At 49.7% G+C, this 20901-nt stretch carries 17 protein-coding genes and 1 pseudogene; 6 read left to right on the top strand and 12 right to left on the bottom strand.

Features of this window, described 5'->3' with window-relative positions; all coding sequences use genetic code 11:
• Positions 1 to 94 precede the first annotated feature (94 nt).
• Positions 95 to 1492: an MATE family efflux transporter gene (locus tag MJO57_RS06170; protein WP_252023778.1), complete on the bottom strand. Its 1398-nt coding sequence runs from the start codon at positions 1490 to 1492 to the stop codon at positions 95 to 97.
• Between the two features lie 350 nt (positions 1493 to 1842).
• Entirely contained in the window at positions 1843 to 3180 is a 1338-nt protein-coding gene (locus MJO57_RS06165; RefSeq protein WP_252017304.1) for a transposase, read from the bottom strand.
• 57 nt (positions 3181 to 3237) lie between these two features.
• Between MJO57_RS06165 and MJO57_RS06160 the strand changes: the two are divergent.
• The 3 genes and pseudogenes from MJO57_RS06160 to yciH form a co-directional block, all read left to right on the top strand.
• Positions 3238 to 4284: pseudogene (locus MJO57_RS06160) on the top strand (transposase); the annotation flags it as partial.
• Between the two features lie 74 nt (positions 4285 to 4358).
• On the top strand, positions 4359 to 5174 hold the full coding sequence (gene mutM / locus MJO57_RS06155; protein ID WP_252023776.1) for a bifunctional DNA-formamidopyrimidine glycosylase/DNA-(apurinic or apyrimidinic site) lyase: 816 nt from the start codon (positions 4359 to 4361) through the stop codon (positions 5172 to 5174).
• Between the two features lie 84 nt (positions 5175 to 5258).
• Positions 5259 to 5594 (top strand): stress response translation initiation inhibitor YciH, encoded by a 336-nt coding sequence (yciH, locus tag MJO57_RS06150; protein WP_252023774.1) that lies wholly within the window; start codon positions 5259 to 5261, stop codon positions 5592 to 5594.
• A 137-nt stretch (positions 5595 to 5731) separates the two neighbouring features.
• Here yciH and MJO57_RS06145 read toward each other — a convergent pair whose 3' ends face one another.
• From MJO57_RS06145 to pgi, 3 genes are all read right to left on the bottom strand, one after another.
• Positions 5732 to 8092, bottom strand: a complete 2361-nt coding sequence (locus tag MJO57_RS06145) for a hypothetical protein (protein WP_252023773.1) — start codon at positions 8090 to 8092, stop codon at positions 5732 to 5734.
• Positions 8093 to 8362: 270 nt separating this feature from the next.
• Positions 8363 to 9385 carry an adenosine deaminase gene (gene add, locus MJO57_RS06140; RefSeq protein WP_252023771.1) on the bottom strand — a complete coding sequence of 341 codons (1023 nt, stop codon included), beginning with the start codon at positions 9383 to 9385 and terminating at the stop codon, positions 8363 to 8365.
• A 224-nt stretch (positions 9386 to 9609) separates the two neighbouring features.
• Positions 9610 to 11262 carry a glucose-6-phosphate isomerase gene (pgi, locus tag MJO57_RS06135; RefSeq protein ID WP_252023769.1) on the bottom strand — a complete coding sequence of 551 codons (1653 nt, stop codon included), beginning with the start codon at positions 11260 to 11262 and terminating at the stop codon, positions 9610 to 9612.
• A 292-nt stretch (positions 11263 to 11554) separates the two neighbouring features.
• On the opposite strand from pgi, the gene MJO57_RS06130 reads away from it, so the two are divergent.
• A complete protein-coding gene (locus MJO57_RS06130) occupies positions 11555 to 12613 on the top strand; it encodes a transposase (protein WP_252017920.1) in 1059 nt (352 codons plus the stop codon).
• Positions 12614 to 12967: 354 nt separating this feature from the next.
• Here the strand turns inward: MJO57_RS06130 and MJO57_RS06125 are convergent, their stop codons facing one another.
• The gene (locus MJO57_RS06125) at positions 12968 to 13138 is read right to left on the bottom strand and encodes a hypothetical protein (protein WP_252023767.1); all 171 of its coding nucleotides are present in this window, start codon (positions 13136 to 13138) and stop codon (positions 12968 to 12970) included.
• Between the two features lie 62 nt (positions 13139 to 13200).
• Between MJO57_RS06125 and MJO57_RS06120 the strand changes: the two genes are divergently transcribed.
• On the top strand, positions 13201 to 14220 hold the full coding sequence (locus MJO57_RS06120) for an ankyrin repeat domain-containing protein (RefSeq protein ID WP_252023765.1): 1020 nt from the start codon (positions 13201 to 13203) through the stop codon (positions 14218 to 14220).
• Positions 14221 to 14297: 77 nt separating this feature from the next.
• Here MJO57_RS06120 and panC read toward each other — a convergent pair whose 3' ends face one another.
• The 4 genes from panC to pcnB all read right to left on the bottom strand — a co-directional run bounded on the left by panC (position 14298) and on the right by pcnB (position 18071).
• On the bottom strand, positions 14298 to 15149 hold the full coding sequence (gene panC, locus MJO57_RS06115) for a pantoate--beta-alanine ligase (protein WP_252023763.1): 852 nt from the start codon (positions 15147 to 15149) through the stop codon (positions 14298 to 14300).
• 16 nt (positions 15150 to 15165) lie between these two features.
• Positions 15166 to 15960 (bottom strand): 3-methyl-2-oxobutanoate hydroxymethyltransferase, encoded by a 795-nt coding sequence (gene panB, locus MJO57_RS06110; RefSeq protein WP_252023761.1) that lies wholly within the window; start codon positions 15958 to 15960, stop codon positions 15166 to 15168.
• 156 nt (positions 15961 to 16116) lie between these two features.
• A complete protein-coding gene (gene folK / locus MJO57_RS06105; protein ID WP_252023759.1) occupies positions 16117 to 16617 on the bottom strand; it encodes a 2-amino-4-hydroxy-6-hydroxymethyldihydropteridine diphosphokinase in 501 nt (166 codons plus the stop codon).
• A complete protein-coding gene (pcnB, locus tag MJO57_RS06100) occupies positions 16617 to 18071 on the bottom strand; it encodes a polynucleotide adenylyltransferase PcnB (RefSeq protein WP_252023757.1) in 1455 nt (484 codons plus the stop codon). Before pcnB ends, folK begins: the two co-directional genes overlap by 1 nt.
• A gap of 341 nt (positions 18072 to 18412) precedes the next feature.
• On the opposite strand from pcnB, the gene elbB reads away from it, so the two are divergent.
• Positions 18413 to 19105, top strand: coding sequence for an isoprenoid biosynthesis glyoxalase ElbB (elbB, locus tag MJO57_RS06095; RefSeq protein ID WP_252023755.1), 693 nt, complete (start codon positions 18413 to 18415; stop codon positions 19103 to 19105).
• Position 19106: 1 nt separating this feature from the next.
• On the opposite strand, the gene MJO57_RS06090 is transcribed toward elbB, so the two are convergent.
• Together MJO57_RS06090 and ftnA are read right to left on the bottom strand one after the other, a co-directional pair.
• Positions 19107 to 19970 carry a murein transglycosylase A gene (locus MJO57_RS06090; RefSeq protein WP_371924790.1) on the bottom strand — a complete coding sequence of 288 codons (864 nt, stop codon included), beginning with the start codon at positions 19968 to 19970 and terminating at the stop codon, positions 19107 to 19109.
• Between the two features lie 416 nt (positions 19971 to 20386).
• Positions 20387 to 20899 carry a non-heme ferritin gene (gene ftnA, locus MJO57_RS06085; RefSeq protein ID WP_252023751.1) on the bottom strand — a complete coding sequence of 171 codons (513 nt, stop codon included), beginning with the start codon at positions 20897 to 20899 and terminating at the stop codon, positions 20387 to 20389.
• Between the last annotated feature and the right edge of the window lie 2 nt (positions 20900 to 20901).

The following is a 20901-nucleotide window of genomic DNA, read 5'->3' as shown; positions in this document are numbered from 1 at the left end:
GAATTTCCCCAGACTCTGCTGATCGGACTTCAGGGAAAGGGCCGCATTATAGAAGAGCGCAGCCCTCTCTCACAATAGACACCAGGTGTCAGGATCAGGCGGGCATAGGCACGACTTCAGAATCAGATCTCCGATTTCGCCGGATAATGACTCGCAGACGCAAGGTCAACAGAAAGGCACCCATGACCAATGCGCTCACCAGACCAATCCACAAGCCATGAGGTCCCATTGGCTCAACCATCCAGTCGGTCAGCCCCAGAATATAGCCCAGGGGCAAGGCTACACCCCAACAGGCAAATAGAATCATCGTCATCGGCACACGGGTATCTTTATAGCCTCGCAATGCACCATTGGCGGCAATCTGAATGCCATCGGCGTACTGGAACAGTGCCGCATAAACCAACAGCTGGGCAGCCAGAACGGCGACCTCCGGGTTCTGTGTGTAGATTGAGGTCACCACTCCCGGCAGGAACAACATAACCGAAGCACTGACGGTGGCACTGACCAGCGTCGTCGCAATCCCCGCATAACTGGAGAATGCCGCCTGCTCGGTGTTACCGGCTCCTAATGCCTGCCCGACACGAATGGTAAGCCCCATCGCCAGGCTCATCGGCACCATAAAGGCCAGCGAGGTAAAATTAAGGGCAATCTGATGTCCCGCCACCACGATGGCACCTAACTTCCCGATCAGCAGAGCCACGACCGAGAAGATGCTGGCCTCAAAGAAAATGGCCAGACCAATTGGCACACCCAGCTTCAACTGACTGGAAATAATGCCCGGGCTCGGCAAATCCCAATGGCCAAACAGGCCAATTTTACGATGCTGCTGACCCAGCATGGTGTAACCGGCCATCATCAGGAACATGGCCCAGAAACAAACGGCTGTCGCATAACCACAGCCAACGCCGCCAAGCTCCGGGAAACCGAACTTGCCATAAATCAATACATAGTTCAGTGGAATATTCAGTGCCAGGGCAATGAAACTGAACACCATGCCGGGCTTGGTTTTACCCATTCCTTCGCAGTAACAGGTAAGCGCCTGGAATAAACATATCGCCGGAATGCCCCAGGCCAGCGCCTTTAGATACTCGAGCGTTTTTGCTGCCATCTCAGGCTCAACCTGCAACCATTGCAGTACGACATCAGATTGGTAAATAAACCCCAGGGCCAGCAGGCTCATCAGCAGGGCAATCCACAGCCCCTGACGGACCTGACCACCAATCTCTCCGGTTTGACGTGCCCCATAAAGATGGGCAACCGTTGGCGTGATCGCCATTAATATGCCACGGATTAACAGGTAGACCGGCATCCAGATACTCGAGCCCAGCGCGATGGCCGCCAGATCCATTGCCGAATATTGCCCGGCCATACTGGTGTCGACAAATGTCATACCGGTGGTTGCCATCTGAGCGCCCATAATAGGCCCGGCCAGATACAGTAATTCACGAAGTTCGCCACGATAGCGGGCAAAGGCTGAAAGATTTGTTGTCATTTTTGCTCACAGAAACAACTCCCAACGCCATGCAGACTTGGGGCGAAGGGTTTTATATTCTATCAATGAATCAAAAAATGGTTGGATCAGAAATTTCAGAAATTATACGCGGTGTTTATCCTTATTTTCGCTGACAGTTGACGCTTTTATTAACTCAAGTTACGCACCTTGCTGAAAATCAGCCATTATTGGTGGCATGAAAAATGATCTCATAGAACTTTATTCTGCTCGACTTTAGAGTCTGTATAAAACGATAATTCGGTCAGCTTTTTATAGTGAAGCAAGCCGAAATCAGTGAACTGTTTTTCCAAGTTCGTTATTACTTCCGTTTTTTGCCTAAAAGCCTTTAGTTATGCTGCTTCTGAATTATCCGGTATTAACTGGTCGATCAGATCGCGAAAATTGAACTCATATTTTTGCTTATATCTGTTCCAGCCCTTGCGAATAGAGAACCTCGGAATAATTCCTGAAAGAGCAATTTTCATCATGCCTGCAGTGGTTGTATCCGGGCTTCTCCAGGGTATCCGAGAAATATTCAGACATGCCTGATTTTTACAAACGGTTAATAACTGCAATAATGCATAGCCTGCCATTTTCAAATGCATCCATCGAAGCAGTGTTCGCAATTTCTGCTGCCATAAATGGCAACAGCCAAAAGCATGTTTGAGTTGGTGAAACATTGGCTCTACCGGCCATCTCCGGGAATAGGCACGAAGCACCTCCAGTCCCTCAAGTTCCGGATTGGTCGAGATGAATATTCTGCTTTCGGTCAGACCTTTGTCATTTTCAAAGCGACTCCAGACGACGCGTACTTCACGACCTTTAAGGAATCTGGCGCGACAGATCAGGGTACGATAACGTATTTTGCGAAATTTGCCGTACATCCATACTGTTGCTTTTTCTTCCGGCAGTTTCTTAACCTGTTCTGTCGTCATCTTGATGCCGTACTTTTTTGGGCGCCCTCGCTTCTTTACGGTGGGTGCTGGCGGCAAAGCATAGAGGGCCCGATTTGAAGGTATCTGACCAACAACTTCTATGTTCATTTCCAGAGCTGGCTTTATCAGTGTCCAGTTCATATACCAGCAATCGGTTAGCAGGCGTAGCACTCGATCCTTCACTTCATTGCGTACCACCCTGAGCATGGCCACGGCAATTTTCAGTTTGCTGGTGTTACCTGAAGCTGGTGTCGGAAATGAGATCACCGGTATGGCGGTAAATACTTCATCTGCAGCCCGCTCAAATATGATGGCCAGGGAAACCCAACACTGCCCCCAGATGTACGTCGGCCGATTGCGTTTCTTGCTGTGTTGATGATGTGTACGACAAGCAGGGGCTTTGTCGGAAAACCGTTCGATTACCCAGTCATCAAGCCCCAGGACCACAGGTTGATTCTCAGGAGCTTTGGAGCAGACCAGACGGATCAAGTGGCGTGCCAAGTTCTTCCATTGCCACTTGCCCTGAGATAGCCAGTGGTGGTAGCTGCTCCACACACAATGAAAATCAATTGTTAACAACGCCTGTGTAACAAAGCCGTCGGCTGAAAGCATGCAACCGAACAGCAGTTCGCAGAACGTTGGTACTGCAGTTGATGATAGCGCTCCAGCAAGAAAGGTTGTATATGAAGCGAGCTCCCTGAGGATTACTTGATGATCTGAAGTGAGCATGGCAACCATCTCGAATTTCGTCATTGGGGATGGTTGCTTTTAGCAGATTATGCGCCGGAACTATTGTGCTCTTAAAACTCTAAAGTCGAGCTTTATTCTGACTACCTGTTGTCGTCGTCTGGGAAGACCACTGCAACGGGAGTGTCAGAGCTTTTGGATAATGTCTACAGTCATGACCAATTCACCCGATTGCTTTCAAACAATGAGTTTACCAGTCGTGACTTATGGCTTTACGTTAAACCCGTCGTGCGACAGGTTGAGTGCAGTGATGGGGTTTTGATCTTTGACGATACGATTCAGGAAAAGCAGTTCAGCAAAGAGAATGCCCTGAACACCTGGCATTTTGATCATACAAAAAATCGCACCGTGAAAGGTATAAATCTGCTCAATGCACACTACCATGCCGGAGATGCGTCGATTCCTGTCGCCTATAAATTGATCGAGAAAACCATCCTGTACACCGACTTGAAGACAAAAAAGGTAAGACGATATGCAGAGCAAACCAAAAATGAAATGATGCGGGAGATGCTGATGATTTGCTGCCATAACCAGCTTATGTTCCGCTATGTCCTTGCAGATAGCTGGTTTTGCTCAAACGACAATATGATGTTTATTCGACACGACTGTAATAAACATTTCCTGATGGCGATGAAGTCAAACCGCAAGGTATCCCTCAGTCTGGACGACAAATTACAAGGCCGTTCACAGCGTATAGATACTGTTGATTTTTCAGAAGATAAGCCTGTACAAGGGTGGATAGCAGGTGTCGATTTCCCTGTTCTGCTATACCGTCAGGTCTTTAAAAACAAAGACGGAAGCACAGGCATTCTCTATCTGGTTTGCAGCGATCTTGACTGTGATGCCGAGACTCTCAAGGCAATCTACGAGAAACGGTGGAAAGTCGAGGTCTTCCATAAAACGCTGAAATCGAATGCGTCAATGGCCAAGTCACCGGCGCATACTGTGAGAACACAGAGTAATCATATCTTTCTTTCAATTTACTCAGCCTTCAGGTTGGAAGTATTGTCATTGAAAGTAAATCTGAATCACTTTCAGCTCAGAGCCAAAATCTATATGGCAGGGCTGAAAGCTTCGTTGGGGCAGCTGAGAGAGCTGTTAGCTGCGTAACTTCAGTTATTAAAAACTGGGGTATGCTGCAGCCGTGGTGAAAACTATTTCGTGGGCAAGCGGGATCAACGAATATGCCGGAATTACCAGAAGTTGAAACGACCCGGCGAGGTATAGAGCCTCATATTGAAGGTCACACCATTGAGGAAATCATTGTCCGTGAACCCAGACTCCGCTGGCCGGTGCCGGAGAATCTTAATCAGATACTCACTGGCAAAACCATCAGGCAGGTAAAAAGAAGAGCCAAATACCTGCTGCTGGATACCGGATCCGGCCACCTGATTCTGCACCTGGGGATGTCCGGAAGCCTGAGGGTGATAAAAACCAACACACCGCCGGAAAAACATGACCATATTGATATTCTTCTGACGGACGGCCAACGATTGAGGTACACCGACCCTCGCCGTTTCGGTGCTGTTCTCTGGTCTGAACAGCCTCTCCACGAGCACAAACTCCTGAAAAATCTGGGGCCTGAACCTCTGGACAGTGAGTTCACAGCTCAGCGACTGCTGCAAATGTCCCGAGGCAAGAACCAGTCAGTAAAGACCTTTATTATGGATAACAAAGTCGTGGTCGGTGTTGGTAACATTTATGCCAGTGAGGCGTTGTTCAAAGCCGGAATAAGACCTGGCCGGGCCTGTGGAAAAATTGCTTTTCACCGCTATCAACTGCTGGTAGATGCCATAAAAGAGACGCTGGCCAAAGCCATTGAGCAAGGTGGTACAACCTTGCGGGATTTCGTAGGCGGCGATGGCAAACCCGGTTACTTTAAACAGGAGCTGGCCGTTTATGGCCGGGCAGGCCAACCGTGCATCCAGTGCGGAACCACCATTAAGGCGATAAAACTGGGGAACCGGAGCAGCTGTTATTGCCCCCACTGCCAGCGGTGACGGACGACTGTATGTGTCTATTTACCGAAGGGAAGGTATGATTTGTGATTTATCAAGATGGTTTTCTGAACCCAGAGGTTAGCAATGAGCAACTATCAACGTAGCTCGGAAAGTAAACTGGTCTATTCCACGGATGTTGGTCGGATAAAGGAAGAATCAGTTCAACCAGAAGTAGTGGGGGATGGCAACGTTCGTGTTCGTCCGGAGAAAAAAGGAAGAGGCGGTAAAGTGGTCACGGTCATCAGCGGGCTACCACTTGCAGGCAATGAACTCAAAGCGTTTGCCAAGCAGCTGAAGAAACGCTGTGGTGGTGGCGGTGCAGTTAAAGATGGCAGTATTGAACTTCAGGGAGACCATGTGGATATCATGGTTGAACATTTGAAAAAAGCAGGTTTTGACGCAAAACGATCCGGTGGATAGTACACACCGGCTAGTACAGAAAAGCGTTACTACCGCTACAGCCCCTCGTTCCCATGCTTCCGGGCCCTGCTGGTCCGGCGTGGGAACGAGCCTGGCTGCAGAACGGAATAACCCAACCAGCAGCGGTTATGACTCAATCAGGCGGTTTTCAGCCAGTTGGCATAAGCCTGCATTTCTGCTCCCAGTTGTTTGATCAGTGGATCATCATTGTCTTTGGTAATCTCCTGCGCAGATGCCTCAATAAAACTGGCCACTGGCATGATTGCAGCGCTTGTTTGCCGACAGGCGTCAAGAATGTTATTGACAACACCCAGTGTGTTCACTCTTTGTTCCTGAATTTGGCCCGTAAACAGTTCGTTGTACCACTTTGGTGCAGTGCCGTTTTCCAGTGAAGCCATGGCTTGAATAAGCGCTTCAGGAATTTCAACGCTATTGATCCCTGTCTGGACGGCGCCAGGCTCCTCTATCTGGGTCTGGACCTCAAGAAACAGGGTGATGATCCGGCTGAACTGGTCATTCGTTAGACTCCTCTCCCTAAGCGCATCGATGATGTGTGTCCTGCATCCGGCAATAGACTGCTTTACCTGAGCGTTTATCGGTGACTGAGCAGTGATTTTCTGTAGCTCTGTATCAATGTCTTGCAATAGAACTTCTTGCCGGTTATCTGGGCAAGTCAATGTTTCAGCCAGTTGTTTGCTGAATTTGGCAAGAATCTTCGCGTGTTCCGGGCGGCTGATTTTGCCTTGTTTGTTAATGCTTTCTCTCTGCCTCCGGATTAACTCTATGGCATTGTGATAATCCGAATACTTTGCAAGCACAGCGTGCGTTAACTGTTTGTGAGCCTGGTTGGGCTCAGAAGGGCGGTAACTATTGATTTCAGCTGTCAGCTTTTCCGGTATGGATGTTATCAGACAGTCAAAAGCGTCAGCTCCCGAGATCAGACAGTCACGCTGTTGCTCAGCTCCAATCGTGTTAAACGCTTCAATCATTTCTGCAAAACGCCCCTGATCATCGGTTTTCTGACGCGAAAACATCTGCAGCAATGCATGAGTCTCATGGGGTTTATTTGCCACGTTGAGTGCTTTTTTCAGATGGGTTGGAGAGTTGAATATCTGGCCATATACATTGATAAACTGCTGATCAAAAACCTTGGCGTCAGCACGTTCTTCAGATTGGCGTAACAGCTGCCCAACGTCTTTGAACTTATTCAGTACCGCTTTCTGAGTTAACGGCGTGGGGCCATCCAAAAGCAGCTTACGGCACAGCAAGTTTAACAAATGGTATCGGCTATCGCTCTGGTCAGGTGTCAGCTCTGTTAATAACTGCCAGACCTCACCCGGCAACTTTTTATCAAATGAGGCCAGTTTGCCAATCGCCCTGTCTATTTGCATCAACACTTCCGGGGATAGCGCCGGCTCATTAGCCGATGAAACATTTTCCAGCACTGCAATGGCATCCTGGCATGCATGACAAGCCTTATCCGCATTCATTGACAACAGTTCGCACTTCTGTCTGGCCGCTGACAGAAAAGGGCTGAGAGGGACATATTTCTGATATTCCGATTCCACGTAACAGATGATGGACTGGATAGTTCTCTTCTCTGCCGCCGGACTGGCTGCATCGAGCGTTATTGCCAGTGCTCTGAGCTGCGTTGATACTAAATCTTCTGCGGAGTACGTTTGCTTCTCGCTTTTATGATGCGCCGGGGATACAGCAGCGGCAGGTTCAGCCTTAATCGTGGATAACGGCTTCGCTGAGGTGCCTGCCATATTCTGCAAAGATGCCGAAACATCGGTTTTCTGCATTGGCTGATGTAGCTCAGAATGCAGCTCAGAAGCTTCTCGCTCCAGGCGTTGAGTTAACTGTTTCTGGAGTAACTGTTCTGGCTTTAATGGTTTGGTATATTTTGCCAGCCGATTTTTAGCATCCTTCAGGATTTTCTCAACTTTAGTCAATTCATCCATTGCCGACTTTTGCAACTGATCGACTGGCTCTTGTTCTGATTTTTTCCGTGTTGACGTGAGCGCTTTTTCCAGGTTTTTAATATTTTCCAGTGGTGGCATCAATCCCCGAATCATAAGAGCCGAGATCTCAGAGGAGTGACGGTATAAAAAACGATCTTCCATCAAAAGGCTCTGGATTCTCTGGTTATAGCAGGTCATCAGCTCATGAGCCTGTTTGTAGAGTTCTGACAGACTTTTCCTGAGTTTATTCTTGTCGCTGATAGCAACTGCAAGCAGTGCATTGATGTCAGAAAAAAGCCGGTGCTCCAGCGCATTAGCGTCATCCTCCCACGGCTCCGCAGGATATTCAGTGGATTCCCCCCCCTTTTTTCCAGAAACTTCTGCAACACCAGAAGGCTCTGCAACAACCTGCCCTTTGAACTTACGGAGATCGGTCACTTGCTCACAGGGTGCCTTGCCCTCAGGATGGAATGCACCATTAATATCGAACAACGCTTCACTGCCTAACTCTTTTTTAATTTGCTCAGAATCCATGACCGTTACCCTTTCCTTGCCTTCAGGCGTTTAACCGCTACAAGCCACCAAATGTCGTTTTCTGTCTTTTGATATCACCTTCATACCGGTGGGAGTGCGCCCTGTTTACCGAGGGCCACTCATGGCTATTTACTGATAATTTCTCGGCAGGATGGCTAGATGCTGGATAACGGCTCGTCGGAAAGGGTGAGGCCGGGACAAACCGGATGCCTGCTTAAAGGGAAGCCAGTAACCCGACGAACCCCGCAGGCTGAGCGAGAATAGACCGCCCTACTGCGGATCGACCGGTGACTGCTTTTGCGTCGCCCTGGCCCTCAAAGAGGCTTTCTCTTCAGCCGACAAAAAGGCAATACTCAAGCCATTTTCCTGCGCCTGGCGGATATTATCCTGTGTCAGCCCTGCAGCAGGAGCAGCAACCTCATATTCATAGGGAAGTTCAATGCCCTCCACTGCCGGATCATCGGTATTGATGGTGGCCAAAACGCCATGATCCAGAAATTGCCTGAGTGGATGGCTCTGGATATCGGGAAAAGTGTTCGTCTGGATATTGGATGTCAGGCAAGACTCGATACCAATCTTGTGTTCTGCCAGATAATCCATCAGCTCAGGATCATGGATGGCTTTTACCCCATGGCCAATCCGGGTAGCACCCAGTTCCCTGATGGCCTGCCAGATACTTTCGGGGCCTGCCGCCTCGCCGGCGTGAACGGTGATTTGCAAACCCGCATCGCGAACCTGACGGAAGTGGTCAACAAACAGTTCTCCGGGTTTGCCCAGCTCATCTCCGGCAAGATCAATGGCAACCAACTGATCTTTGAACGCAAGACAGGCATTGAGCTCGTTCTGGCAAATCTCTTGTCCAAAAGTACGGCTCAGAATGCCAATCAGGTTGGTCTTAACACCAAAGTCACGGCTGCCGGTGGTAACACCGTCAATTACAGCTTCAATAACACCTTCAGGATCAAGGTCATGGTTCATGGCCATATACCAGGGGCTGAAGCGAAGCTCGGCATAATCGATGCGGGCGTTCATGGCATCTTCAACGTTTTCATAGGCTACCCGGCGGCAAGCATCGTAATCGGCAAGAACTTTAACCCCCCAGTCCAACTTGCTGAGGAAACTGACCAGGTTCGGCTCCTGGCTCATCACCCGTACGTGGGGTATCAAGTCTTCCAGGGTATCGGCTGGCAATGGAAGGCGGTGCTTATGGCCTAAAGCAAGAATGGTTTCAGGTCGAATATTGCCGTCCAGATGACGGTGAATATCAGTAACAGGAATGGATGATGTAATCATTAATGCAGTTCCGATTGTTAGAGTTGTTGACGGAAGTATATACAGTATTTTTATTGAATTAACCTGCTATCGCTATTAATCCTGTACTGATGAAAACTTGTACCATCAGGTCACAATGCCGGTGGGGAGAGGGAAGAGGGAAGAGGGAAGAGGGAAGAGGGAAGAGCCCAGCCCCTCCTTCGGTTAGAGGCGCAGGGCTGCTGGGATGAAATGAAAACGATTATTTAATGGTTAAATTGTTTGAAGCGTTTGATCAAACCGTTGGTTGAGCTGTCCTGATCAGTCGTTTCTTCTGGTGACCGGATCTTCTCGATCAGGCGATCCCCCAGAACCTTACCCAGTTCAACGCCCCATTGATCAAAAGAGTTAATTTGCCAGATGGTTCCCTGAACAAACACCTTGTGTTCATACAAGGCAATCAGGGCACCGGTTGTTTCGGGCGTGATCTTTTCAGGAACAATCATACTGTTAGGGCGATTGCCCGGAATGACCTTATGCGGTGCCAGACGGTTCACCTCATCCGCATTCATACCGCCGGCTGACAGCTCATCCCGCACTTCGTCCAGTGTTTTCCCCTGCATCATGGCCTGACTCTGGGCCAGTGCATTGGTAAACAGCCACGGATGCTGTTCGCCAATCGGGTTATGGGTTGTAGCCGGGGCGATAAAGTCCACAGGAATCAGTCGGGTTCCCTGGTGCAGTAACTGATGGTAAGCGTGCTGGTCATTGGTTCCGGTACCGCCCCAGATCACTGATCCGGTCTGGTAGGGAACGGTACTGCCATCCTCACGGGTACGCTTACCGTTACTTTCCATATCGACCTGCTGCAGGTGACCAGGCAGATCACGCAGGAAGTAGTCATAGGAGATCACGGCATGGGACTCTGCTCCCATAAAGTTCTGATACCAGACCCCCAGCAGGCCGGCTATGACCGGCATATTTTCTGCCAGAGGGGCTGAACAAAAGTGCTGATCCATGGCTTCAGCACCTTTCAACAAGCGCTCGAAGTTGTCATAACCTACCACCATGGAAATCAGCAGACCGATGCTGGACCACAGTGAGTAGCGGCCACCAACCCAGTCCCACAGGGGCAGGGTGTTTTCCTGGGCAATACCAAACTGGTCGATCGCTTTCAGATTGGTGGAGATAGCCATAAAGTGCTTGCGGATATCCTGCTCGGCACAGCCTTTTTCGATCATCCAGGCCCTGGCTGCCTGGGCATTCTGCAGGGTTTCCAGGGTACCAAAAGACTTGGAGGCAACGATGAACAGCGTGGTTTCCGGATCGATTTTACCCAGGACTTCAGATAACTCGTTCGGGTCAATATTCGCCACAAAGTGATGTTCCAGGCCCTTGACATGGTATGGGGTCAAGGCATTGATAGCGGTTTTCAGCCCCAGATAGGAGCCACCGATTCCGATGTTAACGATGTGCCGGATCGGTTTGCCGGTATGGCCGAGCCACTGTCCGGAGTGAACCTGTTCCGTCATGGCCTGCATACGGGCGCGGGTCTCACGGATCACTGGCATGATGTCTTGACCATCGACCATCACCGGAGCATCACCAAAGCTTCTCAGGGCCGTATGAAGCACCGCCCGTTGTTCCGTGTAATTGATCTTTTCACCGGCAAACATGGCCGTACGGGCATGGGTCAGGTGCGCCTGATCTGCCAGCTTTACCAGAGATGCCATCACCTCATCGTTAATCAGGTGCTTTGAGTAATCGAGGAACAGGCCAGCAGCTTCAAGGCTGTATCGATCAAATCGGTTGGGATCTTCAGCAAACAGGTCGCGCAGATGAGTAGTGGCCATTTGTTGCTGAAGGGCAGCCAGATCTTTGGATGCGGGCAGGTGATCCAGAGCAGTAGAGTTACTCACAGTCTTGCCTCATGAGATAAGGATGGAGTGCGGAGGCCGGTTAGGCCGTGATAAGCGGGCAAATATACAATAGATGTATCCGAAGTAAAAAGATCCGGATGCCGCCGCGACGGATATTTTTGCTGAGGAGTTGTCTGGCAATAACTTCCGTATTTTCATTGCCTGACTCCGTTCGGACTGAGCTTGTCGAAGTTCGGTGGCACGACCCTTCGACAAACTCAGGGTGAACGGAAATCGGGAACTTATTAACTCAAGTTACGCACCTTGCTGAAAATCAGCCATTATTGGTGGCATGAAAAATGATCTCATAGAACTTTATTCTGACTACCTGTTGTCGTCGTCTGGGAAGACCACTGCAACGGGAGTGTCAGAGCTTTTGGATAATGTCTACAGTCATGACCAATTCACCCGATTGCTTTCAAACAATGAGTTTACCAGTCGTGACTTATGGCTTTACGTTAAACCCGTCGTGCGACAGGTTGAGTGCAGTGATGGGGTTTTGATCTTTGACGATACGATTCAGGAAAAGCAGTTCAGCAAAGAGAATGCCCTGAACACCTGGCATTTTGATCATACAAAAAATCGCACCGTGAAAGGTATAAATCTGCTCAATGCACACTACCATGCCGGAGATGCGTCGATTCCTGTCGCCTATAAATTGATCGAGAAAACCATCCTGTACACCGACTTGAAGACAAAAAAGGTAAGACGATATGCAGAGCAAACCAAAAATGAAATGATGCGGGAGATGCTGATGATTTGCTGCCATAACCAGCTTATGTTCCGCTATGTCCTTGCAGATAGCTGGTTTTGCTCAAACGACAATATGATGTTTATTCGACACGACTGTAATAAACATTTCCTGATGGCGATGAAGTCAAACCGCAAGGTATCCCTCAGTCTGGACGACAAATTACAAGGCCGTTCACAGCGTATAGATACTGTTGATTTTTCAGAAGATAAGCCTGTACAAGGGTGGATAGCAGGTGTCGATTTCCCTGTTCTGCTATACCGTCAGGTCTTTAAAAACAAAGACGGAAGCACAGGCATTCTCTATCTGGTTTGCAGCGATCTTGACTGTGATGCCGAGACTCTCAAGGCAATCTACGAGAAACGGTGGAAAGTCGAGGTCTTCCATAAAACGCTGAAATCGAATGCGTCAATGGCCAAGTCACCGGCGCATACTGTGAGAACACAGAGTAATCATATCTTTCTTTCAATTTACTCAGCCTTCAGGTTGGAAGTATTGTCATTGAAAGTAAATCTGAATCACTTTCAGCTCAGAGCCAAAATCTATATGGCAGGGCTGAAAGCTTCGTTGGGGCAGCTGAGAGAGCTGTTAGCTGCGTAACTTCAGTTATTAAAAGACAATTGCTAAGGGGCGGGGAAAGATCCGGGCAAATTGATGAAGCGAGTTGAAAACGAAGAAGCTTCTGCTAAAAGTTATTGGTCTTGATTCTGATATAGATACTGGGAAATTCCGTCATGCAGGTTCCAGCTATTGGCTCTTTGAGCAATAACCACCGGGGTGATATCAGCACCTCTGAAAACCCTCCCGGACACGCTGGTATCCCGGTAAACGAGGTGCCAACCGGTTACCTCCTTGAAACCAGGCGCGGGCGTCATCCACAGGTCACTTGTCCTCAGGCCTGTTCCATTGGGGAATCAGGTCATTCGGTACGTCCAGTGTCTATCAATCCAGCAATCAGCCTGCGATCATCAGATATTGCTGCGGGCGCTCCGGAACAGCTACCGGCAAGCTCTGGAAGATGTGCATCCGGAATGAGACCTGGCAGTTCTGTTTCAACCAGCCTTGTTTCAACCAGCACTGTTTCGACCAAAAGGGAAAATCCGGTTGAATCTCAAAAAAAGCCATCGAGTGCTGGCTCAGATAATGATCCGGTACCACGGAAACAGGCAAAAATAGCCCCAGACACAGTGAGCGAAAACAGCACCAGTCCCGGCAGTGATGACGCCCGGATCAGGGCGTTGCGCGTTCTCACTGAAATGTTCCACGACCCGGAAAAGGTGAATTTACCCGCCCCCTTTGGTGAAGCGATCCATCCCCTGCTATTCGCTGCCCGGGCAAACAAGACCAATCTGGTGCAGTTGGCACTGACGACAGGCGCCAGGCAGGATGTCATGTACCTGGGGATGAATGCACTGCTCTTTGCCGTGGAAAACAGAAGCATGGCGATACTGAATCTGCTGGCAGAACGGCACGACTTTAAGGATATTATCAATATCAGGAATCCGGAAAGCCTGACCCCGGTTATGCAGGCGGCTGTCAATAAGCACTGGCCAATGGTGGCAAGATTGCTTGACCTTGGCGCAGACGTTGAGTTGCTGGACAGAAATGATTGCACATTACTTATCCATATTCTCGACCGGGTAAGAGAGGGCAACCGTTTCCACCGGCAAGCAGTTCTTCTGGCAAGGCGGTTGATCACCGGTGGATGTCAGGTTAATACGGAGATTGACCGGGCCCCCTGCCCGTTGAGCGCTGCTGTTGGTAGCGAGTGTCGCCCGCTGGTATTGCTGCTGCTGGGCAACAAGGCGGACGTTAATCACCGGGAATACGATACCGGTGAAACAGCATTATTCCATGCTGTCAGATCAAACAATCAGGATATTACCAACTGCCTTCTGGAGTACGGTGCTGACCCGAATATTGTATCATCTGCTTCACAATCCCCATTCTCGTTAGCTGCGACTCTCGGCAGATTGCGGTTAGTCACTGACATGCTGGAGTCTAACCGGGTTGATTACTGGCGATTGATGCCGGATGGCGTGACCTCACATCTGGAACGGGTTTTCGAGGGGCTGGAGTTGGCTTCCGCTCATCATGCGCAAGCTGATAATCAACCGCAGCCATTGTCCCGTGCAGACATGATCAATTTATTACAAACGTTTGGCGTCGATACTGCCCGGCTTCATCTGGAACAAAGAGGGTTATAAGCGTCATTTATTCCCGATATTCCCGATGATTTCGATCACTCCGACCCCAACACTGGAAAGATCACAGGTTCGTAGTCTTAGCGCTTGAAGCAGACATTATCAATCAGCCGTGCTTTGCCCAGATAGCCAGCAGCAAGAATGACCAGTGACGGTTCATTATGCGTTGCAGGCAGCAAGGTTTCCGGATTACAGATATTAAAGTAGTCTGGCTTGAACCCGGCCCGGGCCATTTTGGCAAACGCATTTCTGCGCAGCAGGTCAAAGTCGGTTTCGCCCGCCTGGATAGCTTCTCTGGCTTCAGTCAGGCAGAGATAAAGCGCCGGAGCGATCTCGCCTCTCTCTTCCGGTGTCAGATAACCATTACGTGAACTCATGGCCAGGCCGGTTGGCTCACGGGCAATTGGGGCACCGAGGATTTCCACCGGCATCACCATATCGTTGACCATTTTACGAATGATGGTCAGCTGCTGGAAATCTTTCTCGCCAAATACCGCGATATCCGGACGAACAATGTTGAACAGTTTGGTAACGACGGTTGCAATGCCACGGAAGAAACCGGGTCGGGTGTTCCCGCAGTGCATACCATCAAGTACCTCAACACTGACGTGTGTGTGGTTTTCACTGCCTTCCGGATAGATTTCATGGGTACTGGCAGCATAGAGCAGATCAACACCGTGATCCATTAGCAGCTGCTGGTCCTGCTCCATGGTGCGTGGATAGGAATCGTAATCTTCGTTGGGGCCAAACTGCAGTGGGTTGACATAAATACTGACCACAACAAAATCGCAGCTTTCCTTTGCTTTCTCCACCAGAGTCAGGTGCCCGCCGTGCAGGTTCCCCATGGTCGGAACAAAACCAATAAGTAGCCCCTGAGATCTGCGGGCGCCAACGATATCCTGAACTTCAGCAATAGAGTGTACAGTTTGCATGATGGATGCTATCCGCTTATTCGAATCCGTGTTCTGAGCCAGGGAATGTGCCGTTCTTTACTTCTTTCACGTAGGCAGCAACGGCATCCTGTGCAGAACCACCTTCGGCCATAAAGTTTTTAACGAATTTGGGTTTGCGTCCGGCTGTCATATTAAGCATGTCGTATATCACCAGTACCTGACCGTCAGTGTCAGCACCGGCACCAATACCGATAACCGGAATCTGAACCGCTCGGGTGATTTCCCGGGCTAGGACAGAGGGTACGCATTCAAGCACCAGAATGGCAGCGCCAGCCTTTTCCAGCTGGATGGCTGCTGCCATCATGGCAGTGGCGCGCGCTTCATCCCTGCCCTGAACCTTGTAGCCGCCCAGAACATGCACGGACTGCGGCGTCAGGCCAAGGTGTACACAGGAAGGGATACCCTGCTCACGCAGTCGGGTAACAATGGGTGCCAGCCAGGCTTCACCTTCCAGCTTGACCACTTCAGCACCGGCCTGCATAAGGCGGGTTGCGTTGCTCAATGCCTGTTGCTCATTGGTGTAGGAAGCGAAAGGCAGGTCTGCCATTAACAATGAGTCACCTGCTTTCATACTGACACAGCGGGTGTGATAACACATGTCGTCTACAGTAACGGGAACTGTACTGGTTTGTCCCTGACAAACATTGCCAAGAGAGTCACCAACCAGTATCACTTCCACGCCCTGACTGCTGGCCAGGTGAGCCTGGGTGGAATCGTAGGCAGTCAGGCTGGTGAATTTCTCACCCGCTTTTTTCATCCCGGACAAGATACTTAGGGTGACTTTAGCCATGGGTAAAGACCTTGATTAGTTGCAGTCGCGGATTATACGAGAAGAGTGAATGCTTGTCAGTTAAGGGCTTGGCGCAACGTTCAAAGCAAATAGTTGTTCCCGGATTTTGTCTCCCGGCCCCATTGAACCGCAAACATCATGGCACATTGCCAGAACTTAAATCCATGGATAGTTTTCTGCTATGACCCTTAGCCCCCGGTAACCCAGTTTATCAACCATGGCCTGCAACGCAGTGCCGTCCGGAAGTTCAAGGTCAGGAGCCACATCCAGCAACGGGCAGAGTACAAAGTTGCGAACCTGCATCTGGTAATGAGGGATGGTCAGCCTTTGTGATTCAATACGCTGGTTGCCAAACAGGATGATATCCAGATCCAGAGTCCTTGGCCCCCAGCGTACTGATCGAACACGGCCATGTGAGTTTTCTATGGACTGCAAAGCATCCAGGAGCTGGAGTGGCGTTAAAGTTGTGGTAATTGCCACCACCGCATTGCAATAATCCGGCTGACCCGGAGGGCCAACGGGATCACTTCGGTAAAGCCTGGAACAACCACAAACCGTCATCTGTGGCGAACTGTCAATAGTATCGACGGCTCTTTGCAGCTGAAGCTCTGGCTGCTCAAGATTGCTACCCAATGCCACATACACGGTTTCTGCCATCAGGATTCTCCGGATTGGCTGTTGGATGAAGCATTGTCAGAATATGGCTTTCGTCTGCGCCGCCGACGCTTATTTCCCGGTTTTTTCTGGCTTCCATGGCTGGAAAGTGACCTGATCATCGCATAGCGACCATGCTCGTCTAATTCCTGGATTTCCGTCCACCATTGTCCTGCAGCAGACAGGTTTTCGCCGGATTGCTCCCTGAGGACCAGAAAGTCATAAGCGGCACGGAACTTGGGGTGTGCCAGCAACGTTTCGATCAATTTAGGCTGCCTGCGTTCAAGTCGGATTTGCAGATCCCAGATATCACGAACCATCATGGAGAAACGACGGGGAATAGCGGTGTGATTACACTGGTTAGTGATGACCGTCATGGATGCCTGTTGAAAGGCCGGAACAGGGGGTATTCCCTGATCCATAAGCTCCCGGGCCATTCGTCTCATGGGGGGCCATAAAAGAGCAGCGAACAGGAATGCCGGGGTAACCGGACGGTTTTGCCTGACACGCTGGTCGGTACTGTTCAATGCTTCAATAATCAGGTTACCGGCATGTCTGTCCTGCTCTTGCAAACAATGCTCGGTTGCCGGAAAAAGCGGACCGAACAACTGGTACTCCCGGAGTAGTTCAAAAGTACGGACGCCCTCACCAGACTGCAGCAGTTTCAGAACCTCATCAAACAGTCGTGCGGCTGGAATATCGCGCAACAGATGCCCAAGCTCTCGAATGGGCTGCTCTGTTTCCGGTGCCAGACTGAAGTTGAGCTTGGCAACAAACCGTATCGCCCTGAGCATGCGAACCGGGTCTTCATGGTAACGGGTGACCGGGTCGCCAATCAGTCGCAGGGTACCCGTGCGAATGTCATCAACCCCATGGCAGAAATCAACAACGCTGAAATCGCGCCCATCGTAGTAAAGGGCGTTGACGGTGAAATCACGGCGCAGGGCATCATCTTCCATCGTGCCATAAACATTATCCCTGAGAATTCTTCCGGATTCAGAGTGGCGGGACTTTTCCTGACCATGGTGCTGCTCATGATTGGCACGGAAGGTGGCTACTTCAATCATTTCACGGCCAAACAGGACATGAACCAGCTTAAAGCGTCGACCAATCAGCCTGGAATTTCGAAACAATCTGCGGACGTCTTCAGGGCTCGCATTGGTCGCAATATCAAAGTCTTTGGGATGAAGATCAAGGTAGAGATCCCGGATGCACCCGCCGACCAGGTAAGCTTCATAGCCCTGACTGTTTAACCGATTAATGACTTTCAGCGCATTATCGTTAATGTGCCGACGGGAAACCGGATGCTTATCTCTTGGGATAATCGTTTTCCGAGGTTCTCGCGTGATATTGAATGGGGGCTGGAGGTGCTTTGCCTGCTTTCTGTTACGCATAAGCCAGAAAATAAGTGTGCCTCCAAGCACCAGGACAGCAATTGCTATTATATAACTGATCATTCCGGTGCCTGGGATCATAGATTTTGCAGGGATTGTGTAATGTGTGTAAGAAGTTGCATGGATAAAGTGGGTTACCGTGGTTGTTTGTGACTCTTGAGCTGTCCTGATACCTGTCCTGATACCTGTCCTGAAGGGCAGGAACATAAGGATCAGAGCTTATGATAGCACTGGCTCTGTTGTCACTCCATTTGTCTTGGCATCAGCGACAACTGTTGTCGATTCTGGTCAATGAACTGATCAATGAGCTTCAAGATTTACAATAATTTTCTGATTAAGATCCCCTTTTTCAGGAAACGTTTTGTGCAATTTATCAATGAATATAATGTCAGGAGAATACGCTAATGAGTTCGGGTCATCAAAAGAAAGTCGCCGTCATCCTCTCCGGGTGCGGTGTTTATGATGGTGCTGAAATTCAAGAATCAGTACTAACGCTACTGAGTATTGTGCAACAGGGAGCGGCTTATCAGTGCTTTGCTCCTGATATCAATCAATACCATGTCATTAACCATTTGACCGGCGAAGAAAGCCGGGAACAGCGAAACGTTCTGGTGGAGGCTGCCAGAATAGCACGAGGGGAGATCAAACCCCTGACAACTCTGAAGGTCGCTGACTTTGATGCCCTGATAGTTCCCGGTGGCTTTGGAGCAGCGAAAAACCTGTCAGATTTTGCTTTCAAAGGTGCTGAACTGCATGTTCAGGTTGATATGATGGTTGCCGTTAAGGCGTTCGCGGAAGCCGGCAAGCCCATAGGCCTGATATGTATTGCTCCCGCCATGGCCGGGCGTATTTTTGCAGAAGGTGTTATCGCCACCATCGGTAACGATGTGGCTACTGCTGAAGCAATGGAGCAGACCGGAGTCACTCATCAGTCCTGTACTGTTGAGGATATTGTCGTTGATGAGACTCATAAACTGGTGACGACTCCAGCTTATATGCTGGCAAATAATATCAGTGAGGCGGCGACAGGTATCAGTAAATTAGTCACTAAAGTCCTTTCATTGACAAAGCAGCTCGCTGCAGCTGAAAGCATGTAAGCTACCGGGGAATCAGCACATATAACTTGCCCGGCTCCTGTTGTGGCCCTGCAATCAGGGCGGCATCGTTGCCAATACCCATATAGATGTCTCCCCGGACGGGGCCCTTTATTGCGCTTCCGGTATCCTGGGCAACCATCAGCTGCTGGAATTTCTCACCGGTGGCAGTGAGGCGGGTATCGAGCCACACCGGCAAGCCAAGGGGAATATAAGATGGATCGACGGCCAGTGTTCTTCTCGTGGTAGCTGGCACGCCCTGAGCAGTGATGGCTCCTTCATCAGAAAAACTGAAAAAGATGTATCGCGGGTTCTGGTTGAGTAGCCATTCTCTCTTGTCAGGATTTTTTTCAAGCCATGACCGGATGGTTTGCATGGATACGTCTTCAAGCTCCCCCTTCTGTTTCAGTATTTTCCCAATAGCCACATATTGGTGGCCATTATTGCCAGCATATCCAACATGAATGATCTTTCCGTCAGGCAGTTCGACATTCCCTGATCCCTGAACCTGCAGGAAGAACTTATCAACAGGATTGCTCAACCAGATGAGCACATCGCTGGTTTTCGCTGTCTGTTGATCGATCTCTGCCCGGCTGCCATAGGGTTTCAGAAAACCTTTCTCAACCCGACCAACCAGCCCCTGTCCACTGAGCCCGAAATCAGCAAGACGCACTTTGACCAGATCATGAGGAAGTTTCAAAAGCGGAATCGAGTAATCTTCACTGGGAGCCAGACTACCCGGAATTACAGGAGAGTAATAAGCAGTAAATAAGCCTTTTTTCTGGGGAGAGACCTGTACCGGCGTGAAGTTTTGCTCAAAAAAGGCTTTCAGTTGACGGTCGGGGGTCTGCATCAGTTCTTTACACAACAACTGCCACTGCTGGTAGTTACCCCAGGGGTTTCTGTCGGTCAGCACCGAACGGTTCAGGTGCTTGCAACTGTTTAGCAAAGCCGGTCTTACGGCAATAGCCTGTTCCTGGTTCCAGCCCTCCAGGTCACTGAAGGTTAATGGCTGTTGTTCTGATGCTTTGGTCAATAACCCACAACCACTGAATAGCAGAGTGAACAGAAAAGGAATAAACCTGAAAGCGCTTCCGGTGACTGACTTGGAAAAGCTGAAAGTAGCGTGTTTGAAGTGCTGATATGCAAAGATCACGTGAATGCTTCTGATTGATAGGGACGGTTAAATCGAGAACCAGATGCTTGCAGCGTCAGGCAAGCACTGGTTCGACATTATAGAAGAAGCTTACGAAGCTAAACACTCATTCATGCTGCCGGGAATTGTCAGACACCAGGTTCTGGCATATCACTCATCAGCTTGGCCACTTCCTGATCAATATAATACAGGCCTTTGTTTTCCATGCCGATCATATCAATTTTATCGAGAATCGATTTGAACAGCTTCTCTTCTTCGTGCTGCTCCGCAACGTACCATTGCAGGAAATTGAAGGTGGAGTAATCCTGCTCGGTAAATGCGGTATGGGCCAGCGCATTGATCTTCTGAGTAACGGTACACTCATGTTCATAAGTCGCAAGGAACACATCCCGGATAGATGCATACTCATAGGGAGGCGCATCAATACCGCCAAGAATGGCCATCGCTCCGGTTTCGTTTACGTAGTCAAAGAGCTTCTGCATATGCTCCATTTCTTCCCGGGCATGGCGGCGGAGAAAGTGATTGCAACCGTCCAGCCCCTGGCTTTCACACCAGGATGCCATTTGCAGATACAGATTTGAGGAGTAAAACTCCAGATTAATCTGTTCATTTAACTTGTCGATCATGGTTTGGCTGAGCATGG

This window comes from Endozoicomonas sp. SCSIO W0465 (assembly GCF_023716865.1).
Lineage (GTDB): Bacteria > Pseudomonadota > Gammaproteobacteria > Pseudomonadales > Endozoicomonadaceae > Endozoicomonas.
The sequence above is the reverse complement of the archived record's forward strand: the minus strand, read 5'-3'. Positions and strand labels throughout refer to the sequence as shown.